At 58.3% G+C, this 22,997-nt stretch carries 27 protein-coding genes and 1 pseudogene; 1 reads left to right on the forward strand and 27 read right to left on the reverse strand.

Annotated features, from left to right (window positions below):
* The coding region (locus tag AB1555_19435) for a DDE transposase (GenBank protein ID MEW6248857.1) at window positions 1–114 on the forward strand (114 nt) is incomplete at its 5' end.
* Window positions 115–264: 150 nt separating this feature from the next.
* Here AB1555_19435 and AB1555_19440 read toward each other — a convergent pair.
* The 27 genes and pseudogenes from AB1555_19440 to gmd form a co-directional block, all read right to left on the reverse strand.
* Window positions 265–1,314 (reverse strand): glycosyltransferase family A protein, encoded by a 1,050-nt coding sequence (locus tag AB1555_19440; protein MEW6248858.1) that lies wholly within the window; start codon window positions 1,312–1,314, stop codon window positions 265–267.
* A gap of 43 nt (window positions 1,315–1,357) precedes the next feature.
* On the reverse strand, window positions 1,358–2,278 hold the full coding sequence (locus tag AB1555_19445; GenBank protein ID MEW6248859.1) for a transketolase C-terminal domain-containing protein: 921 nt from the start codon (window positions 2,276–2,278) through the stop codon (window positions 1,358–1,360).
* The gene (locus AB1555_19450) at window positions 2,275–3,114 is read right to left on the reverse strand and encodes a transketolase (GenBank protein MEW6248860.1); all 840 of its coding nucleotides are present in this window, start codon (window positions 3,112–3,114) and stop codon (window positions 2,275–2,277) included. Before AB1555_19450 ends, AB1555_19445 begins: the two co-directional genes overlap by 4 nt.
* A gap of 148 nt (window positions 3,115–3,262) precedes the next feature.
* Window positions 3,263–4,255 carry a GDP-mannose 4,6-dehydratase gene (locus AB1555_19455; GenBank protein ID MEW6248861.1) on the reverse strand — a complete coding sequence of 331 codons (993 nt, stop codon included), beginning with the start codon at window positions 4,253–4,255 and terminating at the stop codon, window positions 3,263–3,265.
* A gap of 186 nt (window positions 4,256–4,441) precedes the next feature.
* Window positions 4,442–5,098 carry a methyltransferase domain-containing protein gene (locus tag AB1555_19460; protein ID MEW6248862.1) on the reverse strand — a complete coding sequence of 219 codons (657 nt, stop codon included), beginning with the start codon at window positions 5,096–5,098 and terminating at the stop codon, window positions 4,442–4,444.
* A gap of 55 nt (window positions 5,099–5,153) precedes the next feature.
* Complete coding sequence (locus tag AB1555_19465; GenBank protein ID MEW6248863.1) at window positions 5,154–6,029, reverse strand: NAD(P)-dependent oxidoreductase; 876 nt, start codon at window positions 6,027–6,029, stop codon at window positions 5,154–5,156.
* Window positions 6,030–6,146: 117 nt separating this feature from the next.
* Complete coding sequence (locus AB1555_19470; GenBank protein ID MEW6248864.1) at window positions 6,147–6,539, reverse strand: endonuclease domain-containing protein; 393 nt, start codon at window positions 6,537–6,539, stop codon at window positions 6,147–6,149.
* Between the two features lie 68 nt (window positions 6,540–6,607).
* Entirely contained in the window at window positions 6,608–7,906 is a 1,299-nt protein-coding gene (locus AB1555_19475) for a nucleotide sugar dehydrogenase (GenBank protein ID MEW6248865.1), read from the reverse strand.
* A gap of 88 nt (window positions 7,907–7,994) precedes the next feature.
* Complete coding sequence (locus tag AB1555_19480; protein ID MEW6248866.1) at window positions 7,995–8,975, reverse strand: Gfo/Idh/MocA family oxidoreductase; 981 nt, start codon at window positions 8,973–8,975, stop codon at window positions 7,995–7,997.
* 72 nt (window positions 8,976–9,047) lie between these two features.
* Entirely contained in the window at window positions 9,048–10,562 is a 1,515-nt protein-coding gene (locus AB1555_19485) for a PfkB family carbohydrate kinase (GenBank protein ID MEW6248867.1), read from the reverse strand.
* Window positions 10,475–11,602 (reverse strand): annotated as a pseudogene (locus AB1555_19490) (GDP-mannose 4,6-dehydratase). The gene AB1555_19485 and the pseudogene AB1555_19490 overlap by 88 nt, the downstream one beginning before the upstream one ends.
* A gap of 121 nt (window positions 11,603–11,723) precedes the next feature.
* Window positions 11,724–12,719: an SDR family oxidoreductase gene (locus AB1555_19495; GenBank protein ID MEW6248868.1), complete on the reverse strand. Its 996-nt coding sequence runs from the start codon at window positions 12,717–12,719 to the stop codon at window positions 11,724–11,726.
* Window positions 12,720–12,751: 32 nt separating this feature from the next.
* Window positions 12,752–13,492 carry a transaldolase gene (locus tag AB1555_19500; protein MEW6248869.1) on the reverse strand — a complete coding sequence of 247 codons (741 nt, stop codon included), beginning with the start codon at window positions 13,490–13,492 and terminating at the stop codon, window positions 12,752–12,754.
* Window positions 13,492–14,037, reverse strand: a complete 546-nt coding sequence (locus AB1555_19505) for an HAD family hydrolase (GenBank protein ID MEW6248870.1) — start codon at window positions 14,035–14,037, stop codon at window positions 13,492–13,494. The genes AB1555_19500 and AB1555_19505 overlap by 1 nt, the downstream gene beginning before the upstream one ends.
* Window positions 14,038–14,040: 3 nt before the next feature.
* Complete coding sequence (locus tag AB1555_19510; GenBank protein ID MEW6248871.1) at window positions 14,041–14,652, reverse strand: SIS domain-containing protein; 612 nt, start codon at window positions 14,650–14,652, stop codon at window positions 14,041–14,043.
* 335 nt (window positions 14,653–14,987) lie between these two features.
* The gene (locus AB1555_19515) at window positions 14,988–16,067 is read right to left on the reverse strand and encodes a GSU2403 family nucleotidyltransferase fold protein (protein ID MEW6248872.1); all 1,080 of its coding nucleotides are present in this window, start codon (window positions 16,065–16,067) and stop codon (window positions 14,988–14,990) included.
* 146 nt (window positions 16,068–16,213) lie between these two features.
* On the reverse strand, window positions 16,214–16,402 hold the full coding sequence (locus AB1555_19520) for a hypothetical protein (GenBank protein MEW6248873.1): 189 nt from the start codon (window positions 16,400–16,402) through the stop codon (window positions 16,214–16,216).
* 301 nt (window positions 16,403–16,703) lie between these two features.
* Window positions 16,704–17,138: a DUF86 domain-containing protein gene (locus AB1555_19525; GenBank protein ID MEW6248874.1), complete on the reverse strand. Its 435-nt coding sequence runs from the start codon at window positions 17,136–17,138 to the stop codon at window positions 16,704–16,706.
* Complete coding sequence (locus AB1555_19530) at window positions 17,131–17,457, reverse strand: nucleotidyltransferase domain-containing protein (protein ID MEW6248875.1); 327 nt, start codon at window positions 17,455–17,457, stop codon at window positions 17,131–17,133. The genes AB1555_19525 and AB1555_19530 overlap by 8 nt, the downstream gene beginning before the upstream one ends.
* 153 nt (window positions 17,458–17,610) lie before the next feature.
* Entirely contained in the window at window positions 17,611–17,883 is a 273-nt protein-coding gene (locus AB1555_19535; GenBank protein MEW6248876.1) for a DUF86 domain-containing protein, read from the reverse strand.
* Window positions 17,884–18,024: 141 nt separating this feature from the next.
* Window positions 18,025–18,459 carry a nucleotidyltransferase domain-containing protein gene (locus AB1555_19540; GenBank protein ID MEW6248877.1) on the reverse strand — a complete coding sequence of 145 codons (435 nt, stop codon included), beginning with the start codon at window positions 18,457–18,459 and terminating at the stop codon, window positions 18,025–18,027.
* Window positions 18,443–18,949: a UpxY family transcription antiterminator gene (locus AB1555_19545; GenBank protein MEW6248878.1), complete on the reverse strand. Its 507-nt coding sequence runs from the start codon at window positions 18,947–18,949 to the stop codon at window positions 18,443–18,445. Before AB1555_19545 ends, AB1555_19540 begins: the two co-directional genes overlap by 17 nt.
* A 331-nt stretch (window positions 18,950–19,280) precedes the next feature.
* The gene (locus AB1555_19550; GenBank protein MEW6248879.1) at window positions 19,281–19,679 is read right to left on the reverse strand and encodes a HEPN domain-containing protein; all 399 of its coding nucleotides are present in this window, start codon (window positions 19,677–19,679) and stop codon (window positions 19,281–19,283) included.
* Entirely contained in the window at window positions 19,672–20,001 is a 330-nt protein-coding gene (locus tag AB1555_19555; protein ID MEW6248880.1) for a nucleotidyltransferase domain-containing protein, read from the reverse strand. Before AB1555_19555 ends, AB1555_19550 begins: the two co-directional genes overlap by 8 nt.
* 71 nt (window positions 20,002–20,072) lie before the next feature.
* Entirely contained in the window at window positions 20,073–20,630 is a 558-nt protein-coding gene (locus tag AB1555_19560) for a winged helix-turn-helix transcriptional regulator (GenBank protein MEW6248881.1), read from the reverse strand.
* Between the two features lie 170 nt (window positions 20,631–20,800).
* Entirely contained in the window at window positions 20,801–21,754 is a 954-nt protein-coding gene (locus AB1555_19565) for a GDP-L-fucose synthase (protein ID MEW6248882.1), read from the reverse strand.
* Between the two features lie 9 nt (window positions 21,755–21,763).
* The gene (gene gmd / locus AB1555_19570; GenBank protein ID MEW6248883.1) at window positions 21,764–22,777 is read right to left on the reverse strand and encodes a GDP-mannose 4,6-dehydratase; all 1,014 of its coding nucleotides are present in this window, start codon (window positions 22,775–22,777) and stop codon (window positions 21,764–21,766) included.
* Window positions 22,778–22,997 lie beyond the last annotated feature (220 nt).

Genomic DNA, 22,997 nt, shown 5'->3' on the forward strand with positions numbered 1-22,997 from the left:
TTTGCATGGTTGCAATGGAAGCGGCGCTTACTGATTCGCTGGGAATACTACGCCACCAACTTCCTGGGTTTTGTGCAACTCGCTTGCATCGCCATGCTACTCAAGCAATTTTGAGATAGGTTCTACTCACAGAAAGTTTAGACATCACAGAACTATAATATTGGGTTAGAGGTGTCGGATATCACCTAGAGTCACCTTCGCCCGTGCAAGTGCTGTTTGGCTGTTCAATATTGCCAAGGATCGAAATGCCGGAATTCCTTTTACCTATACTCTGCCATGATGAGTAGTTGCTTGCCGACAAGCCACCATCCTCCGTGTCGGCCTCCCTATCAGCCAGCGTGCCGCTTGCCGTAGCCAAACGGGGGTATTTGGCCTTGCCATAGTCCACAGACCACTAAACAGCAAACGAAAACATAATTGTAGAGTGAGATAGGACCGGTGTCGACGCGAAGCCAGAAGCCATAGCAGACTCCTTGTTCGCATATCCGTTACGATACCCGCTCGCCGAAAGCAAGGCGCAACATCCCCGTACTCTGGGGTTCCTAACAGATCCAGGACACGATAGAGCAACTCTCTCTGCGTCGTTGATTGTCGCCTGCCTTGAGTTGAATAAGAATTATCAAGAACCCTGAAGAAGGACAGCACGCGAGGGACATAACAGGCGCCGTACCGAAATGCCAGTACGAAATTGAGGAACCAGTCCGTGTACCAGCGGAGCTCTTCGCGAAAACCTCCGGCCCGTAGCAGTGCATCTCGTCGATACACAATCGAGTTGGATGAAAAGCTAAAAAAATTGCATGTTAATACTCTCTCCAATTCGCACGGCGAGAAGAAACATGGACTCTCGCTCAGAAATAGCGGAAAGGCACGTGTAACTCCCGTATCGCCAAGTAACTCAGCAGGATCCGAAAAACAGAAACCAGCCTCAGGATGCTGTACCAGTATCTCCACTGACCGCGCAAGAAACTCGGGAGCAACCAAGTCATCAGCGGCGGCGAAGCAGACATAATATCCTTTCGCTTCGGCTAAACCGGTATTCATCGCCGATACCACACCGCGATTGACAGCATGATAGATTGGCCGAACGCAGGTGTGTTTGAGAGCAATTTCCTCGATAACGTCACGACTGTTGTCTGTCGAGGCGTCATCAACGACAATAATTTCTAGCGGAGGAATAGTCTGTTGCAGATGGGCTTGAAGCGCCCTCACCAAATACTTTCCGTGGTTGTAGTTCTGCATGAGAACGGACACGGTAGGCAATCCCAACCCTGTCTCTGGCACTATCGCCTCTCGCAAACCAGCATTCACTTGCATAATCAGACAGAGTTATAGAGTGCGAGACGAACTGTGTAGACCGTCATGCCAGACCAAGTGCGACCGAGATGGACGTGAGGTCGAGTCCGTGGGCGGCGAGCAGATCTTGGTGCGAGCCGTAGTTATGGATGAACCGATCCTGAAGTGTAAACGTGTCGAGCCGGCATCGGGCGCGGCGGTCCCAGGCGATTTCTTTCACCTGGCCGGCCAGCGATCCGCGCGGCACCATTTCTTCGATCACCACCACCTGCCCATGGTTCTTCAAGGCATCCGCGATGCCGTCCCGGTCGAGCGGTTTCAGGGTATGCACCGACACGACAGACACCGTCTTTCCCGCCTTTTCGAATCGCTCCGCCAGGCCGGCTGCCACTTTCATAATCGGGCCGTAGGTCAGAATACAGACATCCTTGCCCCGTTTGAGGTACCGGAGCTTCCCGAACTCCCAGGGTTCCGGCGCCTTGGAGGTGAAGTCGGGTTCCCCTGCTTTTCCCAGCCGGAGATACACCGGCCCGCGCGTCTGTCCCGCACACCACAACGTGGCGGCTCTGGTTTCCGCGGGATCGCACGGTGCGATGACGGTCATGTTGGGGATGGCCGCTGCGACCGCCACGTCTTCCATCGCGTGGTGCGTTCCGCCCAACGTCGAATAGGTGACGCCGCCCCCGATCCCCACGACCGTGACCGGCAAATTTTGATAACACAGGTCGTCGCGAACAAACTCGAACGGCCGAAACAGTGTGAACGTCGCAATGGTGTAGGCAAACGGCTGCAATCCGCGCAGCGCCATGCCGGCGCACATGCCGATCATGATCTGTTCGGAGACCCCGGTGTTTACAAATCTGTCCGGGAAATCTTCGCGAAATTTCTGGATGGAGCCGGCCGGCGAGATATCGGCCACGACTACCGCCAGCCGCTTGTCGCGCTTGCCCGCTTCGTAGAAAGTATCGGCGAACGTATTCCTCACGCGACCACCTCCGCCAACTCGGCCAGCGCCTTTTGGTATTCCTCTTTGCTCGGTGATCGGTAGTGCCAAATGTTCACGTGCTCCATAAAAGAGACGCCTTTGCCCTTGACCGTCCGGCCGACCAACAGGAACGGCTGCCGACCCGAACGGTTCATCACCGCTTCGAACACCGCCTGGGCGTCGTGGCCGTTGACCTCGGCCGCTTCCCACCCGAATGCCCGCGCCTTGTCCAGCACCGGATAAAAAGCCGGATGCCCCTCGCTCATCCGCGCCAGTCCGCCGAAATCGTTGAGGTCCATGAACGCGATGAGGTTCGTGAGCTTCAGGTTGGCGGCCATCATCATGGCTTCCCATGTGGAGCCCTCTTGAAACTCACCGTCGGAGAGCATCACGTAGGTCCGATGGTCGCTCCCCTTGAGTTTCTCGGCATAGGCCATCCCGGTGGCAATCCCCAGCCCGTGGCCGAGTGACCCGGTGGAGGCCTCGATCCCCGGCACGCCGTAGTCCGGGTGCGCACCGAGTTGCCCGGCCGGTGTACAGTACCGATCGAGATCCGTCTTGGCGAGAATGCCCAAGTCTTCAAGAATCACGTACTGGGCGAGGCAACCGTGCCCTTTCGACATGATGAAACTATCGAGGAATCGCCGGGGATTGGTGTGTTGCGGATCCGGCCGCATCAGGACATGGCAGATAAGATCCACCATTTCCAGGCAGGAGAAGGCAGGCGCAACATGTAAGGCCGTCACTTGCTGCGAGATGTCCAGGATGCGACGGCGATAGAACAGACAACGCCTGCGGGCCCCGGCCAGGTCGAGTGTTCGCTCTTTACTGCTCACTGTCATCTCCGTTGGGTTTTCTGCTTTCCGCCTCTCCCTCACCCTAGCCCTTTCCCACCAGGAAGAGAGGGTTTTGGGGAAGCCCCCTCGCCGTCCCCTCTCCTTCAAGTAAAAGGGATTTTGGAGCGAGAGGAGTTTCAGAGAAAGTCTACGCGCGCAGGGTGTAGTCCATGGGCCAGTCTTTTAGGACATCGAGATATTTCATGCCCCACTCGACCATTTCTTTGATGCCCTCTTCGAGGCTGATCTGCGGCTCCCAGCCGACATCGCGCTTGATGGCCGAGGAGTCCAGCCAGTAGCGGGAATCTTGCCCTAGTCGGTCCTCCGTGACCTGGCACAACTGCTCGAACGGGATGCCCATGACCTTGGCCACAGTTTCGACCAATGCCCGGATCGAAATGGGCTTCGGCGGACCGGCGTTGTACACGGTCCCTAGGGGAGCTTTTACTGCCACGAGATGAATGGCGCGAGCTAAATCCCGGGCATGGATATACGACTTTTCGGCGCGACCGCCGCCCTGAAGCGGCAGCTTCCTGCCGGTCAACCCGCAGACCACCGCTTTGGGAATGACACGGTGGAGCAACTGGCCCGGGCAATAGGCATTGGATGGCCTGATTATGTTCATGGGAAACTTGAGAAACTTGTGGACAGAAATCAGATACATATCAAAGGCGACTTTTGAGGCCGCGTAGGGGCTGGTAGGTTTGATCGGCTCATCCTCCTTCGTGGGATGGTCAACGGATCCGTACATCTCCGACGTGCCAATCTGGATGAAGCGTTCAAGCCACGGCCGCTTCATCAGCTCCTCAGCCAGCCGAGCCAGGGCCATGGAGTTGGTCTCAAAAAACCGCCAGGAGTGCCTCCACGACACCGCTCCTTCTCCCTGAGCTGCATAGTTGATAATGACCTGCGGCTTCTCCTTGTCGAGCAACTCCAGTAGCAGGTCCAGCTCGTACGTCACGTGGTAGGCATGGTAGGAGTACCGCTTATCGCCCTTGCCGACGTTCAGCGTGAACGGCTCCGGCCGTGGTGGATTGCGCCCGATGCCGATGACACGTTCCGTGTCCGGCTGTTCGAGCAGATATTTCGAAGTATGAATGCCGAATGACCCTCCACCACCGAGGACTGCGTATCGTTTCATTGCATGTTCTCCAATTTGATTCTCCCCCCTCACCCTCCCCTCTCCCGCCAGGGGAGAGGGTAATCATCGTGCGGTGAGAGGCCCCTCATTCATATCCGACGCCCCCCTTTTTCTCCCTCTCCCTTGATGGGAGAGGGTTGGGGTTAGGGTGACAAACGAGCGACGCGAGGGGGCATTCTACGGAACTCACTCGATGATCGTCCAGTAATAATCCCCTGTGTACCCCGCCTCTTGAAACACCTTCAGCCAGCCGTCCGGGTAATCGTGAAATTCTGCGGTTAGGACCCAGCTTTCGAAAATTTCTTTCTGCTCCGGCGTGTGGTAGCTGTCCACCTGGACGAAGGCCCTTCCGCCGGAGACACGCTGAATCTCCTGCATGACTTTAATCGCCCGCGGTCGAGGAAAATTGTGAACCGTGTTGAGGCTCAGTACCGCATTGAAACTCTTGTCCGGGAAGGGCAGCTTTTCGGCGGTGCCAAGATGCAGACGCCCGATGACCTCCGGTTCGCAGTGCATCAGCGCATAGAGCGAGACATCCAGGCCGAACGCCTCCAGCCCCGGGCAGACTTTCATGAGGTCTTTGACCAGAAACCCCTTGGCGCAGCCGACGTCCAGCACGCGGTCGCCAGGCTTGAGGTCGAAATGCTTAATGATGTCTTCCGCAACCGGAATCCAGCGTCCATCGTAGCGATAGCCGCCATAACCGTATTCGCGCGGCCCGTCGAAATACATCTCCCCGTACTGCTTGGATATGGCGATCACCGCCGGGTCCTTGGCCTCGGCGCGCTTCTGGATGTTGCGCTTGGTCCTCGGCAATCGCGCGAGCAGGTTCACTTCGGCCATATACCTCACCTCTAGCCCCCCCTCACCATCTCCTCTCCCCCTGAGGGGGAGAGGGTCAGGGTGAGGGGGCGTTGCGCACCAACTCCAATCCCTTGGCCAATGGCGTATAGTGAAATGTCGGGAACGCCTTGAGACAGTTGGTGATGTCGAAGAACCGGTGCAGCAGGTGCGGTCTGGGTCCCGGACGCGGTTGGCTCTTCACAGCCACGCCGTACTGCCTGGCGATCATCTGCGCGATGTCATGGAACGAGGTGGAGACCCCGGTAACCACATTGAGCGTACCGGCACTGCGGCGGCTCAGCACGAGCGTTGCAATCCTCGCCACATCGTCCACGAGCACATGGTCGCGCCGCTCTTCGCCTTCGCCGAAAATCATGATCGGCCCGCCTTTCTGGGCCTCCCGCCGGAAACGGTTGGGGCCGTAACCGTTGTGCGGATCATCGGCGCCGTAGATCAGCGTGGGCCGCAGCATGGCCACCGGAGCCTTGGTGGAGTTTTTCAGCATCAGCTCACGGGCCGCATGCATCATGCCGTGAATCGTGGACGGCGCGCACGTTGACTCCTCGGTCACAGGGTTCGCATCATCGGCATAGACCGCGTCGGAGCTGATATACACCAGGTGCGCGATCTCCGTCTCGGCCAGCGCGGCGCAGACCGCCTCGGCCATTTTGAGATTCTGCATCAGCATCGGGACTGTCTTGGCCGGCGCGATCGCCGACACCATGACCACGCTGTCCGACGGCTTGAGCAGGCCTTTCAGCTTTGCCGACGCGCCGTCCGCCAGCAGGTCCAGTTCCTTGCGGGTGAGCGGCAGCGTCGCGACACCGTCAGACTCCAGCCGTTTTCCGATCGCCCCGCCGACGAATCCCCCGGCGCCGAGAATGACGACGCGGGAGGGTTTGGCTGGTTTGGGGTTCAAGTGCTCAAGCACGTGCGGTCTTGCCTCTCATTTTAATTCTCCTCCTCACCCCCTCCCTCTCCTCAGAGAGGAGAGGGAGAATACCTTTTATTTCCCCTCATCCTTTCCCTCCAAGGGGAGAGAGCAGATTCATCCTTTACCCCTCGCCCTTCTAGGGAGAGGGCCGGGGTGAGGGTTGCTCATAGCCTGACCAATGTCCTCCAGTACGCCACCAAGATTTCTCATGACATCATTGTCCCAGTAGCGAAGAACGCGAAACCCTTTGGCTTCCAGAAATGCCGTGCGCTGTCTGTCCGCCTGCTCTTGATCACTATGATGACCACCATCAAGCTCAATGACGACGAAACGCTCAGGGCAGCAGAAATCGACAATATAGGGACCGATCGGATGTTGCCTTCGGAATTTCAGGCCTTGGAACTGACGAGATCGAAGATTCCTCCATAGCACACGCTCTACATCCGTTTGATTTCGTCGCAGGGTCCTTGCAAAGTCATGTTGAGCCCGGCGTTTCGTCTCCACCACCCCTCACCCTCCTCTCTCCCCCTCACCTTTATCCTCTCCCCAGAGGGGAGAGGTATCTTCTAAAATCATCAGGGGAGAGGGGAATGATGAGAGGCGCGCAGCGGCAGAGCGCCGAGCGTGAAATAGTCCAGCCCGGCCGCCGCAACGGCCTTACCGTCCAGGACGCGGTAGGGATCAATGACGGCGCGGCCCGCCATCGTCCGGGCGAGTTGATCGGCCTTGAGGTCGCGGAACACCGGCCACGGCGTCATGATCACCATGGCATCCACGCCCTGTGCGACTTCCAGCGCGGATGCACACGCCGTGACACCGGGATGCCCGGCGGTCGACGCCGGTACGACCGGATCGAAGACCCGCACCCGCCAGGGTGTGAGATGAGCGATCAAAGCCAGCGCGGGCGAGTTCTTGGTCGAATGGGTGTTTTCTTTATAGGCCAGACCCAGCACGCCGATGACCGCCTTCGGATTCTCCGCCAATACGTGCTCGTGCAGAATTCGGAGCGCCCAGTCGCGCCGGTGACGGCTGTTCCACAGGAAGGATTTGATCAGCCCGGCTTCACTTCCCGTCGCTTCCGTGAGATGCAACACCGTCGCCAGATCCCGTTCTAAATTGCCGCCGGCCAACCCCAAGCCCGGTGCGAGATAGGCGTGCGGCCCGATGCGTTTGTCGAGCTTGAGCGCCGGCGCGATCTCGGACCAGTCGGCGCCGATCCGCTCGCTGAGGTCGGCCAGCGTGTTGGCGACGGTGACGGAGGCGACCAGGCAGCAGTTGATCGCGATCTTGGCCATCTCGGCGCTTTCGTACCGCATGGGCAGGATCGGACAACCGAAGGCTGAAAGAAACTGTTGGTAGGCCCTGGGCAATGGCTGGTCGGAATCCGCGCATCCGACAATGAATCGTTCCGGATGCATGGCCCGCTCCACTGCTCGGCCGAAAATCAGCGTCTCGACCTGATAGTAGAGCCGATTCTTGGGCAGCGGAAGGCTGCGTGTGAAGCCCGGCGGGACCTGACAGAGAATCACGAGGACCGTATCTTGCGCCAGCGCCGTTGCGACTTGCTCGGTCAAGACTCGGATTCCTGACAGGTCACTCTGTGCATGATCGTCGGTCGGCACATCGGCGGCAACGTACACGACGTCGCAGCGCGCTAGCTCGCGGGCATCGGCGGTATAGCCGATGACACCGGCATGCTGCCGGAGAAGCTCCGGCAGACCCGGCTCACTGACGGGCAACCGGCCGCTTCGGAGCCGTGCGACCAACGCAGGATCGGGATCAAAACAGACGGTCTCAAATCCTCGTCCGACCGATGCGGCCGCGGAGTTGATGCCGAGATGGGTCATGCCCGCGAAACCGATGACGGGTTTCATGATCGCGATCCGTGATGCATCAAATTCTCCCTCACCCTAGCCATTGCCCACCGGGGGGAGAGGCCGAAGATTCCGGGCGATGACGAACTCATCGCTTCCCCTCGCCCCTTCGGGGAGAGGGCGGAGTGAGGGGGCGATTGGGGCTACTGCTCGCTATCGCTTCTTCACTCAGCCTTCTCAGGAGGCGATTCAGCCATCGATCATTGGACAAATCGGTCTGCGTGCCCCGTTCGCAGAGGGACTTGAAGTGGGCGTACTCGAGCGCCCAGGTCGGATCATCCTGTACGAGCGTGACGGACTCCTCCGGTGGACGCCCCGACGGCAGGATCCGCTGGCGATAGGTGAAGGTCGTCGGACCCCATTTGCACAGCGACCTGATATGCGCGCTGCCCTTCTCGGCGAAGAGATCGCAGGTGAAATGGTTCCGCCAAGAGAGGAGGGTCATTTCGAACTCCACCTTGGGCCTTGTCGCGTTCGACACCATAACCACGTGATCGGGCGCCCGGTTTTCGAAGCAATCCGCCGAGACAATCCGGAACTCCTCACCCAACTCGCCGAACCAGAACCTCGCCGTGTCCAACAAATGTGAACCCAAGTCCGGCAGTACGCCTGCGCCCTGATCGCGCCACACCGAATCGCGCACGAGCCGCGCTGTGCCGTTGCCGTAAAACATCCGGCAGCGGTAGAGCGCGCCGAGCTTGCCCGAGGCGATGAGATCCCTCATACGGACATAGTGCGGCTCGAAGCGATGGTTGTACGCCGTGTAGCAGACCACGCCTTTGGCGCGCGCCAATCGCTCGAGGCGCGTGATCTGCTCTTCGTCTTTCGCCCACAACGGTTTTTCAACCAGCACATGTTTGCCATGAGTCAACAGATAGGTCAGCACCTCGACTTTCGGTTCATCGGGGATGCAGACCAGCGCCGTGTCATAGGAAGACAACGGAACCTCTTCGACGGATCGGTACTCGGCCTCCGTGTTCACCGGGTCCACCGAGGCGACATAATCCGGCCCCGCGACCCGACGGCGTTTATAACCCTGCACGCCCAGACCGACGACGATGGCACGCATGGGAAGGGTTATCGCTCCGCTTCACCCTCACCCTCCCCTCCCCCTTGAAGGGGGAAGGTCACGGGGAGGGGGTCAAAGGTACTTCGCCTGTCGCTCAACGGCGTCGATCTTGCGGCGGACAGCTTCGGGCGTGACCGGTACATTTCCGTCACACTCACACTCGCAGGCTGCAGCCAGCGAACCCAAAATCGTGGCGACCGCATCTTTTCCCGTCTCGAGCATGGCCAGGGTCGCGTAGGCCAGTAAGGCATCGCCGGCGCCGACTGCGTCCACGACCCGATCGACGAAAGATTCGACCACAACAAAGGAGTCCAGGGATTCGTGATCGCTGTTCCGGCAGGTGAGCACCCCACGCTCGCCGAGCTTCAGGATCAAGGTCTTACATTGCGCCGCGTCGTACAGGGCCGAAGCAAGCGGGCGGATCCCCGAATCCTGGTCGGCCAACGCGAATCTGGCTTCGCGTTCGTTGGGCGTGATGAGGTCGAAGCCTTTGAAGTCCGTGATATTGCCCCAGCGGCTGGCGACTTGACTGTCCGCTACCTTGTACACGCATTTGGGAATAGCCGCGATCAACCTCGGTATTGTCCGGCGATTGAACATGCCGTGGCGGAAGTCGCTGAACACCACGGCATCGCAGGACGTGTCCGTGATCGCTTGCGCAAGCTGTTGAACGATTTCATCGGAGATCGACCGATTATCCAGCGTATCGATCTTCAGCAACCGATACCCGCCGGCTACGATCGCGTTCTTATTGGTGGTCGGTCTCGTCGGATCAATGATTGGACGGCAGTCAACCCCGGATTTCTTCAGTCCGTCCAACACGAAATCCTTCAGCGGATCATCGCCGAGTACCGTGGAGAAGACCACCTCTGCGCCGGCCGCCCGCATATGTTCGGCAACGATCGCCGCGCCCCCGATGTAATCGTCGCGGCGCTCATAGAGCACGCTCATCGTCGGGGTCTTCGTCTGCCCCCCGATCAAGGTCGTGTGCGTGTAGCTGTCCACGATGGTGTCACCCACCACATGGATCCGTTTCCCCCTCAACCGTTCAAGATGCTCCCGGAGGCGTCGAAACGTGAGCTTTTCGGCCTCCATGAGCGTCAAAAGTTTCTCCAGTTTAATGCTGGGCGGCGCCAGATCGATCAGCGTTGAGGAGGAATAGACGATATCACCGGGCGTGAAGATGATTTTCCCCCCGTATGCCTGCAATGCCTCGGCCTCCTCCTGCGTCTTCGGGTGCATGCCGTTGGCCGTGTATTCGTATCCCTTCGCAAAGAAGTCCGGCTGCAACTTACTGATATTGCTGATTGGTGTCGGATTCGCGTCGATGACGACGTAATCGACGATTTCATAGGCCGCCAGATTCAGCGCCCTCAATTCCTGAGGCACATGAGGCCGGTAATGACCCTTGCTGATGTGTTTATCCGCCGTCAGGCTGGCGACCAAAATATCAGCCTTGCTCTTCGCGTAGATGAGATGGCGAAGATGGCCGGGATGCACTACATCGAACACCCCGTGGCACATGATGACCTTTCGTTTTCGGGGGCGGGGACCGAGAATGCGACACAGTTCTTCAACGGTCTTGATTTTGTGCGCATACTGCTTCGTCAGCGAAGGAGGCATAGTCGTTACCGGCTCCCCAAATAGTGAAACCAAGTTTTGGTGGCTTCCGCGATGGATGCCGCATCCCAGAGCGGCGCATCGCGCCAGTAGTCAATGTCGGCCAGAATCCGGCGGACTCCTTCCTCGAATGACACACGCGGCGTCCATCCAAGATCTCGTTTGATCTTCGTGATGTCGGCCCAGGTACAATCCGGTTCGCCCGGCCGTTTGGGCACATGCACCACGTCGCCGCCGAGCAATTCGACCAGGCGGTTGACCGACTGCGGCTTGCCGGCACCCAGGTTCCAAATTTCCCCCGTCTTGTCGATTTCCGCCGCGGCGAGAAAGGCTCGCGCGACATCCGTGACATAGAGGAAGTCGCGCTTCTGCGTCCCGTCTCCGACCACGGTAAACGGCTTGCCGGCCAGCTTCTGCCGTAGAAACACCCCGAACACCGCCCCGTAGGCACCCGACGTCCGCGACCGTGTCCCGTACGCGTTGAAGATGCGGATTGAGTTGACGGGGAGGCGGTAGACCTTGTGCCAGTGAAACACGGCGACTTCGCCTAGATACTTGCTCAGGGCGTAGGGATATTGCGGCGCGATCGGATGGTCTTCGCGCGTCGGGACGGCGGCCAATCCATAACAGGATGATGACGCCGCATATACGACCTTCCGCACTCCGGCACGCCGAGCGGCCTCGAGCACGTGCACGGTGCCTTGCACGTTCACGGACAGATACTCCGCAGGCCGTTCGATCGAGGGAACGATATCGCCGATGCCGGCGAAGTGGAACACAAATCGCGTATCGGCGAACAGTTTGTCGTCAGGGGCAAGCGCGCGGATATCGCGCTCGTCCAGCGCAACGTTTGGATTCGTCCTATGATGCTCCAGGTTGGCAAGACGTCCGCCGACCAGATTGTCAATGACGCGCACACGAAAGCCCCGCTCGACCAGCAGATCCACCATGTGGCTACCGATGAACCCGGCGCCGCCTGTTACGACGGCGATGGGCATTCCGCGTATGGAAAAGTGATCAGGCATCAGCTTTCAACTCCCCCTCACCCTCCCTCTCCCTCAAGAGGAGAGGGATATCCAAGCCCCCCTCGCCCCACTGGGGAGAGGGTCGGGGTGAGGGGAATCGCTTTCATGTCGCCCGAATTTTCTTCAACACCTTGACGTTGTAGTACTTGTCGTCCGTCAGGCTGTTGGGTAATTTGCCTTCCTTGAACGCCCGGCACAGATCCCGCACCGCATCCTCGATGGTCCGCTTCGGCACGAATCCGAGTTTTGCCGCGATCTTGTCGGATGTGATGCGATAGGACCGGTTATCGTTTGACGGAGTCGTCACAATGGGAATATCGCCTTTTTCCGGGAATTCTTCCTGCACGACCTTCTTGACGATCTTGGCGATGTCCATAATGCTTTGATTCTGGTAACCCGCATTGAATGTCTCGCCCGCGATCTTCTCATCCGGTAGTTCCAACAAAAGCTTGTACAGATCGCACATGTCCTGGATGTGCAGGTTCGGGCGCTGCTGCTCGCCCCCGAACACGGTGATCTTGTTATTGTTCACCGCATGGTTGGTCAGGATGTTGACCGAGAGATCAAGGCGCTGCCGCGGGCTGTAGCCGCAGATGGTGGCGGGCCGGATGGTCACGCACACGAAATCTTTCGATTGATGCTTAAACAACAGAGGTTCACAGAGTCCTTTGAACTTGTTGTACAGCGTCAGCGGCACTAAGGGGTGTTCTTCCGTCACGCGGGGGGCTTCGGAATAACCGTACACCGACGAGGACGAAGCGTAAATGAAGCGCCTGACGCCTTGCTCTTTGGCCGCCATCACCATCGGCTCGAAACACTTGTAGTTGATTTCTTCGCTCAGTTTCTCGTCCAGCTCGAATCCCGCGTCGTTGGAAATACACGCGAGGTGGATCACGGCGTCTACGCCCCCGCAAGCTTGACGGAACGCATCGGTGTCGCGAATGTCTGCTTCGAGGATTTTCAGGCGAGGCTGCGGCTTCAATTCGCAGCCGTAATACATGATGTCGTAAACGGTGACGTTGTACCCGGCGTCCAGCAGTTGCGGGGTCAACGGCGTTCCGACGTAGCCGGCTCCACCGGTAATCAGCACATTTCGCATAGGCGTGGCTCCCGTGGTGTTATTCGGCACTTCTATATCACCGCTGGCTTTGTGCAGGGAATCGTATAGCCGGCGGCCGCTGCGTCACGATAGAACATTTCCACCGTCTCTAAGGAGTAGTCGCTGTGATTTTTCCCCAGCAATGAGAGCTTATTCAGAATGTCATTGGTTGCGGTGATGATATGGCAGCCGACTTCGTCCGCTTGGACAATGTTCAACAGTTCTCGCGGACTGGCCCACAGCAATTCGGCTTTTGGTCGCACCCGCATGATCTGAAGCGCTTCGCGCATCACCGGCACCGGATCGACGCCGGTGTCGGCGATACGACCGGCGAACACCGAGATAATCGCCGGTGTTTCCGGAGCAAGGTGTTCTACAATCTCGCGAACCTGCTCCAACGTCATCACGGCCGTGATATTCAGCCGAACCCCGGCCCTGGAAAGCCGGTAGATCAACGGACCGGCAAACCGGCGTTTGGTGTTCGTGACCGGAATTTTCACATTGACGTTGGCGCCCCATGAAGCAATTTCGAGCGCCTGCGCTTCCATTTCATCAAAGTCGTCGGCGAACACCTCGAACGATACGGGTCGATCCGGAACAGCTTTCAGCACTTGCTGTGCAAATGCTTTGTAGTCCGTCACACCGGCTTTCCGCATGAGCGTGGGATTGGTCGTGAATCCCTTGATCCACGATTTCGCATACATAGTCTTGATGCCGGCGAGATCCGCGCCGTCCGCAAAGATCTTGACCCTCAAATCCGCCAACTTGGTCATCAGGCTCTCCTCCCTGTGAGTTGAAGGTTCGCATGGCGGAGAATGATCGCCACGGCTTCTGGAAGATCGGCGCACGTTGCATCGGGTGCTTCCCGCAAGGTTTCCGAATACCCGCGATCGATGAAAATGGTAAAACAGCCTGCCGCCCGGCCGCAGTCGACATCGCGCCATCGGTCCCCGACCATGTAACTCCGCGAGAGATCGATATCGCGCTCCTTAGCCGCGTCCAATAACATCCCGGGCTTCGGCTTGTAGCGCGAACTTTCCGCCTCGTAACACACTTGAATATCATCGATCGGCAATTCCCGTCTGAGGCGCTCGTGCATGGCCTCGACGATGTCACGCCTCTGAAGGCCTCGCGCGACATCAGGCTGGTTGGTCACCACGATCAGCAAAAAACCCGCGTCACGGAGGTCACGTAAAGCTTGCGGCACCCCCGGCAGGATACGAAAGTCGCCCAGCGTCGCGGGCGGATAAGGTCTTCCCTCGCGAACAACCGCGGCGTTGATGACTCCGTCGCGATCGAGAAAGACGGCGCGAGTCATTCGTCAGACGGCCGCCTCCCGGACTGCGCTCTCCCATTTCGTCCCCGCAATTTGCAACTTGGGATGCGAAACCAGACAATGCCAGACGACCGCATGAAAGGCTTCGGTGTGTGGAGTCACATGGGCCGGATTGACAGTAGGAACGATCACGACTGCGTCGCCGACTTTCTTGGTATATCCCCCGCTCCTTCCCACCACTCCGTAGACCTTCAGACCGCGACGCTTGGCCTCATCGAGCGCCCGAATTAAATTGACGCTGATATTGTTCTCGGCATCTCCGCCCCCAACCGAGAAAACCAGGACAGCGTCGTTGCCGCAGGCTCGGCTGACCTTCAGCCATTCCGCAAAAACCGTTTCCCAACCTTCATCATTGGTCCGAGCCGTCAACTCTGAGACATTATCAACCGGCGTATAGGCTTCGATGCCGCATAACTTACGGAAGTCGTTCACCGCATGGCTGCAGTTGGCTGCGCTGCCGCCCACCCCGAATAGAAACAACCTGCCGCCCCTTGCGCGCAGGTCCGCAAGTCCTGCGGCGATACGCTCGATCATTTCGCGATCCATGAGCTCGATGATACGCCCTGCTTCTTCCAGATACCGTTCCGCATGTGACACAAGTTGACCTCCGTGAGAATACATTGACCGCGCGCTGCTGTTTACCAGAGGGTGATAGCCGGATCAAGCAATTTGCTGTAGGGCCTTTTGGCCCTAGTATTCAAACTGAGCACTAGCTTGCCGGTTTGGAGAGACCGTCTCTGTATTCGTTGACCCTGAGCAAGGAATTGCCGAAAGAGCGGGACGGCGTGCTGCTTCAAAGACACGTCTTGACCGGCGCCACATCGTTCCCGTCAGTCTCGACCGCGGCGGCTTGTTGGATTAGGCGGATGTCGATCGCGAGCCGATGACGCTCGTCTTTCCGCAGGAGGATGTCCTGCGAACTAACTCCGCACCTACGCCACTGGGCGTCTTTCTCGCAGTGCCGGCAGAACCTCAAGGACTTTCTCGTGTGCGAAGGGGTCCTTTCGCTGGAGTGCGCTCAACCCCGCGCGCAGACGCCGGGTCCAGGCGGTTCCACGGCGCTCCATCGCTTCCCAGGCCAGCATGACATCACCGGGTCGTTCCTCGGCCAGCACCGCCAGCACCTGCGCCGCTTGATGAAGATCCTTGAGGCTTTTCCCATGAGCCGAAACCTGCCGCGCTCCCGACACGATCAACTTATGCAGCGCAAAGCGCGCCGGCGTGGGCACCTGCACGAGCACGCCCCCGCCGTCGACGATGGCCCCAGCTTCGGCTCCTTCGAGGAGATAATCGAGGAACGGCAGCGGTTGAGCAGCGACGTTGAACCGCGAGATGAGGACCGGTTTCTGCGATGTCGGCCGCTTCTGTGGCGTCACGATGTCCACCCGCAGCGGCTTCCCGCGAATCTTGAAGGAAGTGGAGGGGTTCTTCGGATTAAGGGAGGGAACCGGCAAGAAACCCATCTGGAGGCTGTCGAGGGCCTTGGGAATGTCCGCGGCGATCTCCGGCAGTGCGACGGCCAGCGTCGTTTCAGCCGCTACGTCGACATCTTGCGTCTTTATATCCGCCGATGTCCATCGCGTACCCAATATATTGCCGAGCACCGCAAAGGCGTGCGTACCGATCAACACTCCTCCCAGGCGGAAGACTCCGCTGTCTGCCAGGGCCCGTAGAATCCGCGCCGAGGCAGTGTCTGTGACCAGCGCGCCGCCTGCCCTGAGTTGCGCGCACAACCGTTGCAGGTGGGCGCGGTCCGTTCGGTATTCGTCCCGTTCCGACTCAAATTTCGCCACGACCCGTTCAAGCGCCGGGGCGCGCTTGCCGACGTACACCTGGCGCGTTGCGCCGCCGGGCTCTGAATACTGGAAGTAGTAATACGTCTCCCCCTTGACTGTCTTGGCCGTGAAACTGCCCGGCGCATGGCCGATCGTGCGACGGGCTTCAACCGCCAGGAGGCGCTCCACCAACTCCACATAGAGGGTCTGCGTTTCGGGCGGGAGTTTCTCCATCATCCCATCTGTGCTCTCTGCGGCGGCTGAGTCATTATACGCAGCTAAGATAAACTCTGCGTATAACCCGGAATCCCTCACGGTCATCGACTTTGGCGATCGAACGGATTTCCCCCACCGAAATCGTGCTTCAAGATTCGTGAAGGCGCTCAGACTGACACGACATCTCTTACGTCGATCTCGACCGCGGCGGCTTGTTGGATCAGGCGGACGCCGATCGCGAGCCGATGGGCCTTCTCCTTGCGAACCAAAATCATGCCGGACCACAGCTCCGCTTTCAGATAGCGGCCGAATGTACGCAGGTAGAGCTCAAAATCCTGCAGATTCTCACGGATCACCCGCCACACTTCCTCGCTAATGGAAGTCGCTGCTCCCTTGGCAAAGGATCCAAACAACCACAGTGCCGCGAGACCGGCGTACCGGCTACACGCTTAGGGGCCATCTAGATCCGTTCTTGTGCATCTTGGGGCAGTTGTTGGAATCTGTTGGTCATGAGCCTTTCTGGCAAAGCCGGTCGCGAAATCCAACGGGCAAGCAGACCTCCTGCCTACGACCACCGGTCTGTTCCGCTGCTTCCTCGCCTTAACACCGGGGACATCAGGACCGTGTAGATCGACACGAGCAGTCCTGGACAGTCAGTCAACACAGCGCAGATTTGACGAACTGTCCCACCGCCTTGAGGTATTCGTCGAAATCCCCAAGGTGCTCTGTGATCACCCGATACACTTCTCGGTCATCCACTTTCCAGTAGAGATGCACGAGCAGATTGCGGAATCTCGCCATCTTGCTCATTCTCATCTTCAGGTCAGGCTCCAGTACGCCCAACTCGCCGAGGACCGTCATGCAGTCGGCATAGTCTTCCGGGCTTCGGCCCCCTTTCTTGGCCGCCAGGTGATTGCAGATATCGAGCGCAGCTTCCGTCGCGACGATCAAGAGATATTTGGCGCTGTTGACGGCCTTGGCATCGGAGAGGAAGGCTGATGCATCTTGTTTGCCGAGCTCTTGAAGTTGGCGGCAGGCGTTCCGTAGATGGCCGGCGAGGTCGCGAAGGCGGTCGAGATTGACCTCACTCACCGATGGCCTCGCGCAAATATTGCCTGGCAAACGGCGCGAAATCGCAGTAGTCATCCCAGGTTCTCGCGCGAAATTCATCCAGGAGATCCGCCGCCCTAACCAGCAACGCTTCCCCCTTCAGAGCGTGATACCGAAAGGCGAGGGGCGCATCGTTGAGCACGCGCGCATCGACCGGCAAACCAACGGCCTCGCCGAATCGGACCGCCAGGTCACTCTCATACTCGCGAAATGTCGCATTTCCGATTCTCCCGGGATCGACGTACAGGGCCACATCCACATCACGGAATGGGCCTTCGGCAAGAAAGGATCCGTGGAGCACGGCAAACAGAATTTCGGATCTGCCCTGCAGGAGATCCTTGAGTTGTCGGACCAGCCGGTCTTTGTGCTCGACAGCTATCGTGCGTGGTCGCGGGTGCAGGGTTTTTCCCTTCCGGATACGAACGGCGGATCAGCCGCCGCGCTGCCGCTGACTCTACACCTCTTTTTCCTGAAGAGCCTGAACCATCCTGGCCCTGAAGGCTTCCAAGTCTTCGATCCTGGTGGTGGCCACCTTGTACACGATGGCATGATCGATCCCTCCATACTCGCGCACCAGGATATTCCTGAAGCCCTTCATGGTCTTGAGCACACCCGAGAGAGTCGGAGAAATGATTTTGGCACGCTCTAATTTCTCAAAGACGTCGTCTTCCTCTGCCGGTAGGCCCAGTCGCAGTCCGGAGACAAACAGCGCACAAACGTCCATCATGCATTGGATCGACAATTGGAGGAGTCGCTCACAGGCCCGCTTTTTTCCTGCTTGTCCATATATTCCGCAAAGCTTGCCGGGACTATTTGGCGAAGCTCTCCGACATAGCCCTCCAACTCATCGAGCTTGGCAAGAATCCGCTCACGATCCAGCATGAGCAACCTGTTCCAAGTATTGCCGATAGATTAGTTTGAAATCTTCAAACGCCTGAGCGGTCCGATAGGCCATCGCGTACAGCGCGTCCAGGTCTCTGCAAAACAGCACCACGCCTTCCTTGAGCACCCGCCGTCGAACATAGAGCGGCAGTTGCTGAAAAATGCGGAGATCGAGGTCGGCGTCTTTCAGGTAACGCATTCGGATGGTCACCTGATCGCCTGCGGCATCTTTTCCGAACGGGAGAACCAGGCAGAGATCGGTATCCGAGGCCGGCGTGTGCTCGCCCCGCGCCCGGCTACCGAACAAGATCACAGCGAGGACAGCTTCATCCTGCCGCACTTCTTCAAGGAATCGTGTCAGGCGCGGAGTCATCGCGTTGATGGATATCCCTTCCCGCACGGTCTTACACCGGCGCCACATCGTTCACGTCGATCTCGACCGCGGCGGCTTGCTGGATCAGGCGGACGCCGATCACGAGCCGATGGCGCCGGTCTTTCCGTAACAGGATGCCCTTGACGCCTTGCAGCGGCCCCCGGATCACCTCTACCGCCATGCCTTCCCGAAGGTAGGGATGCGCATCGTACGGCAGCACGCTGGTCATCAGCGTCCTGAGGGACTCGATCTCTTCTTCCGGGATCGGTTCCGGTCTGTTCCCGCTGCCCACCACGTCGACCACGCCCGCCACCCTGAGCACCGGCAGTTTTTCCCGCAGCGAGAACCGTACGAAGCAATATCCGGAGAACAGCGGGACCTCGATCTCCTTTTTCCGATCCTTCCACTGGCTCACCCGCTTGACGGTCGGCAGCAGCGGCTCCAACCCCTGGCCGGCCAGCCGGTCGCGCACGAGCTTCTCGTGCCGGGACTTGGTGCGGAGGGCGTACCAACGGGGCTCGCAGATGAACTCGTTCATCTGCAGCCCCGCGCGCGAAAGGCGTGAAAGGCGCGACAAGCGAGATCAACGTGCCGTTGAGGCATGCAAGTCCCCCCCGGTTCTTTTTGAGAGTCTTGATTAATCCACCGATGCCGTATTGCCCTTCGCGCCTGTCCCGCCAGTCGCGCTACTCGCGCGACCGTCGGAGACAGCTCCGCCCTCTCACTTACAGGCTCCGCCTGGCCTGTCGGTCAGAGCCTGCGTGAACGCATGGTCTCCAGAACATCACCCCTCGGAGCCGCCGGGTGCAGCCGGTCAACCGGCCTTCTGGAAACCCCTCTAATCTGCTACAGCGGAGACGCCCAGCGTCTTACTGGAGCGCCCCGCTCACATAGCGCTCGATGGCCGCGACAAACTCGTCTGCTTCCCGAACAGCGCGGCGCGCCGTGTCTTCGTCCAAGTACGATAAAGCGTCGTAGTCGCCGGCTTCGCGGTCGTCCTTCAGATTGCTCAACAACTTGCCCCACTTCTTGTCCAGTTTCCCCGTTTTCACCAGCAACAAGCCGAACAGCGTGACGACTCCCTTATGGGTGTCGGCGCGTTGCCCTTCGGTCAAGAGGGCCGCCTGAGCGGCGTGGTACGCCGCATAGTACGCACGGGAAATCGCGTCGTCCCACTCTCCCTTGGCACAGAGATCGCGGGCCACCCTGGATTTCTCGCGCGCTTTGGCAAGATAGCCACGGATTAACTCTTGTTGGGCCTTATCCAACGAGGACGCCCTCCCGATTCACATGCTCCATGAACGGGGTCTGCAACGCTTGCAGCCTGGCAAATTCCTGCTCCGGAAACACTTTCAACGACACTAAGCGCCCGTGCTCCAACAGAACGTCCATCACCGCTTCGTAGAGGACATCGAGCAGCGCATCATCCTTTCGCGATACGACCAGGAGCAGATCGTAATCCGAGTCCGGTCGATGGGTTCCCCTTGCTCGCGACCCGAACAGCACGATCCGCTTAATCTGCGGGCGGACGGGCGCGATTCTTTCCAAGAACTCGTCGAGGATGGGGTCGGGGGCGATCGCTGAGGTCATGGGTCTGTCTGATCTGTCTGGTCTAGCCGGTCTGTCTGGTTTGTTTCGTGGCACGAGCGTGGATCACATTGTCAGCCGTGGGGACCAACTCCGAGAATCTTCTCCTTCGGAATCCCTTGCCGCACCAGCTTGGCCTGGATTTTTTTGGCGTTTTCCAGGTCGGCGATCAAAAGCGCGTCAAATTCCCATTCGCTCAGTGATTCGATCGGCCAGACCGGATACGATAAAAACGTGCGCGTGTCCCGTCCATCGACGAAGCCTACCAGCGTCAGATTCATCTCCATCAGAGAGAGATAGGCCAGTTCGGCCAATTCTCCCGTTCCGCAAATCGCCACTCGTTTCACCTCGGCCTGCGACAATCCGGCCAGCGTCTCTTTCAACCGATGCCGCATCTCCCGGTAATACGACAGGGAATACTGCATGTATTGGTACGTGAGGCGAGATTTCTCAGCAATCCCGCGAGGAGTCAGCAAATACCGGATGCGATGTTTGGGGATGGTGGTGATCTTGATATAGCCTTTGCGCGCCAGGCGCTTGAGATAGAGATTGGTCAGGCCGAGGGCGACACCGAGTTTGGTCGCCAGCGACCGCTGCGTCACTTCCGCGTCTCGCGCGACTTCGGTCAGCAAGACAAGGTCGCGTTGGCCTTGTATGTCCATTCAGCGGCGAGAGGGTGTGAAGGAATGCGTTCAGAATTTGAACACAGGAGGCTGGATGTGTCAAGCAGAATGTGCCGGCCGACTGAAGACCGGGAAATTATTCATAGAGCATGAATGTCGCAACTAGAGGATGAACGCGGTTACCTGAGAAAGGATTTGTACCAGTCAATCGTTCTCTTTAACCCGACGTCGAGCGGGGTCATCGCCCGAAACCCGAACAGCTTTTCCGCCTTACTGACATCGAGACAGCGACGAGGCTGGCCATCTGGCTTCGAAGAATCCCAGATCACTTCGCCTGTGAATCCGCTCAACGTGGTAATTCGCTCTACCAGTTCACGGATCGAAATTTCAAATCCCGCGCCAAGATTCACCGGATCGCTTTGGTTGTATCGCTCGGCCGCCAGGAGAATCCCTTCCGCCGCGTCTTCGACATAAAGAAATTCTCGCGTGGGCGAGCCGGTCCCCCAGACGGTCAACGTTTGGGGCGAGAGGTTTGAAGCCGCCCGGCGCATCGCGTCAACGCATTTGCGGATCAGCGCTGGGATGACATGCGAAGTCTCCAGATCGAAGTTGTCGCGTGGTCCATAAAGATTCACCGGAAACAGCACGATCGAATTGAACCCGTATTGCTGGCGGTAGGCCTGGGACTGGACGAGCAGCATTTTTTTGGCTAAGCCATAGGGGGCGTTTGTCGATTCTGGATATCCGTTCCAGAGATCTTCTTCTTTAAAGGGAACCGGAGTGAGCTTCGGATAGGAACAGATCGTCGCAACTGCGACGAACTTCTCAAGTCCCACCCGTCGTCCGACTTCTATGAGCTGTGCGCCCATCATCAGATTGTCGTAGAAAAATTTGCCTGGATTCTTCAGATTGGCTCCAATGCCTCCGACTCGAGCCGCCAAATGAATGACCATATCCGGCCTTGCATCCCGATAGAGACGCTGAACAGCTTCCATTTCGACCAAGTCGTACTGCCGGCTTCGAGGAACAACGACTGCTCGGCATCCGCGCAGTCGAAGCTTTTCCACCACAAAGGAGCCAAGAAAACCGGCGCCGCCTGTGACAACGACTCGTTTATCGGTCCAGAAGCCCACGACTTTCTTTCACCCGTTGGATATGTTCCCTTGCGTGCCTTCAAGCTTCAGACGTTCCACCTCAAGATCGGCCTCCACCATCATGACCACCAGCTCGCTGAAAGATACCTTGGGTTTCCATCCCAACTTCTTTCCTGCTTTGCTCGCATCACCGATCAATATCTCCACCTCGGTCGGACGGTAATACTTGGGATCAATCTTGACATACTTCTTCCAATTCAGTTTCAGATGTCCAAAAGCTAAATCCAGCAATTCGCGCACGGTGTGAGTCTCGCCCGTGGCGACCACGTAGTCATCTGGCTGATCCTGTTGCAGCATCAGCCACATTGCTTCCACATAATCGCCTGCGTAGCCCCAGTCGCGCTTCGCGTCCAAATTGCCGAGATACAGCTCGCTCTGTAAGCCGAGTTTAATTCTGGCCGCAGCCTTGGTGATCTTCCGACTGACGAAGGTCTCCCCCCGCCGCGGGGACTCATGATTGAACAGAATGCCGTTGCACGCAAACAAATTATACGCCTCACGATAATTGACGGTGATCCAGTAGGCATATACCTTCGCGGCACCATAGGGACTTCTGGGATAGAAGGGCGTCGTCTCTTTCTGTGGAATCTCCTGAACCTTTCCGAACATCTCGCTGGAGGAAGCCTGATAGAACTTCGGAGTCAACCCGGATTCCCTGACGGCTTCCAAGAGCCGGACAGTGCCTACTCCCGTCACCTCGGCGGTATATTCGGGAATATCAAAACTGACCCGCACATGACTCTGCGCGCCGAGGTTATAGATCTCATCGGGCCGGATCGTCCGTAGAATCCGGTTCAACGAGCTTGCATCATTGAGATCGCCATAGACCAAACGAAGGCGAGAATCGGGCACGTGCGGGTCCTGATAGATGGAATCGATCCGCCCCGTGTTAAACGAACTGGACCGCCGAATGATGCCGTAGACCTCATAGCCTTTGGCGAGGAGAAATTCGGCGAGATAACTCCCATCCTGGCCGGTGATACCCGTAATCAGCGCCTTCATACACGATCCCTTTCTTTGCATTCATCCTCATCCTAGGAGCCTGTCCGACATTGACCTTTCTACTGCGGCGAACGATTCACCGGCATCTGCTTTGTTCTCGGCCCCGAAAAATCCTCAACGTATTCCAGCGAATACGCCTCCGGTTTTTCGCGGCCTGCGGCCTTGCATCTGCCGGCACCTCCTTCGCCTCGTCACGAACGGCAATGTCGGACAGGCTCCT

Source organism: Nitrospirota bacterium, assembly GCA_040755395.1.
Classification (GTDB): Bacteria; Nitrospirota; Nitrospiria; order Nitrospirales; family Nitrospiraceae; genus DATLZU01.

What these genes read in the sequence shown, in the direction of transcription:
- AB1555_19440 (MEW6248858.1), bottom strand. Translation starts at nt 1,314, where the DNA reads ATGCAAGTGAATGCTGGTTTGCGAGAGGCGATAGTGCCAGAGACAGGG.
- AB1555_19455 (MEW6248861.1), bottom strand. Translation starts at nt 4,255, where the DNA reads ATGAAACGATACGCAGTCCTCGGTGGTGGAGGGTCATTCGGCATTCAT.
- AB1555_19460 (MEW6248862.1), bottom strand. Translation starts at nt 5,098, where the DNA reads ATGGCCGAAGTGAACCTGCTCGCGCGATTGCCGAGGACCAAGCGCAAC.
- AB1555_19475 (MEW6248865.1), bottom strand. Translation starts at nt 7,906, where the DNA reads ATGAAACCCGTCATCGGTTTCGCGGGCATGACCCATCTCGGCATCAAC.
- AB1555_19480 (MEW6248866.1), bottom strand. Translation starts at nt 8,975, where the DNA reads ATGCGTGCCATCGTCGTCGGTCTGGGCGTGCAGGGTTATAAACGCCGT.
- AB1555_19495 (MEW6248868.1), bottom strand. Translation starts at nt 12,719, where the DNA reads ATGCGAAATGTGCTGATTACCGGTGGAGCCGGCTACGTCGGAACGCCG.
- AB1555_19500 (MEW6248869.1), bottom strand. Translation starts at nt 13,492, where the DNA reads ATGACCAAGTTGGCGGATTTGAGGGTCAAGATCTTTGCGGACGGCGCG.
- AB1555_19505 (MEW6248870.1), bottom strand. Translation starts at nt 14,037, where the DNA reads ATGACTCGCGCCGTCTTTCTCGATCGCGACGGAGTCATCAACGCCGCG.
- AB1555_19515 (MEW6248872.1), bottom strand. Translation starts at nt 16,067, where the DNA reads ATGATGGAGAAACTCCCGCCCGAAACGCAGACCCTCTATGTGGAGTTG.
- AB1555_19535 (MEW6248876.1), bottom strand. Translation starts at nt 17,883, where the DNA reads ATGATGGACGTTTGTGCGCTGTTTGTCTCCGGACTGCGACTGGGCCTA.
- AB1555_19540 (MEW6248877.1), bottom strand. Translation starts at nt 18,459, where the DNA reads ATGTGGCGCCGGTGTAAGACCGTGCGGGAAGGGATATCCATCAACGCG.
- AB1555_19545 (MEW6248878.1), bottom strand. Translation starts at nt 18,949, where the DNA reads ATGAACGAGTTCATCTGCGAGCCCCGTTGGTACGCCCTCCGCACCAAG.
- AB1555_19555 (MEW6248880.1), bottom strand. Translation starts at nt 20,001, where the DNA reads ATGACCTCAGCGATCGCCCCCGACCCCATCCTCGACGAGTTCTTGGAA.
- gmd (MEW6248883.1), bottom strand. Translation starts at nt 22,777, where the DNA reads ATGAAGGCGCTGATTACGGGTATCACCGGCCAGGATGGGAGTTATCTC.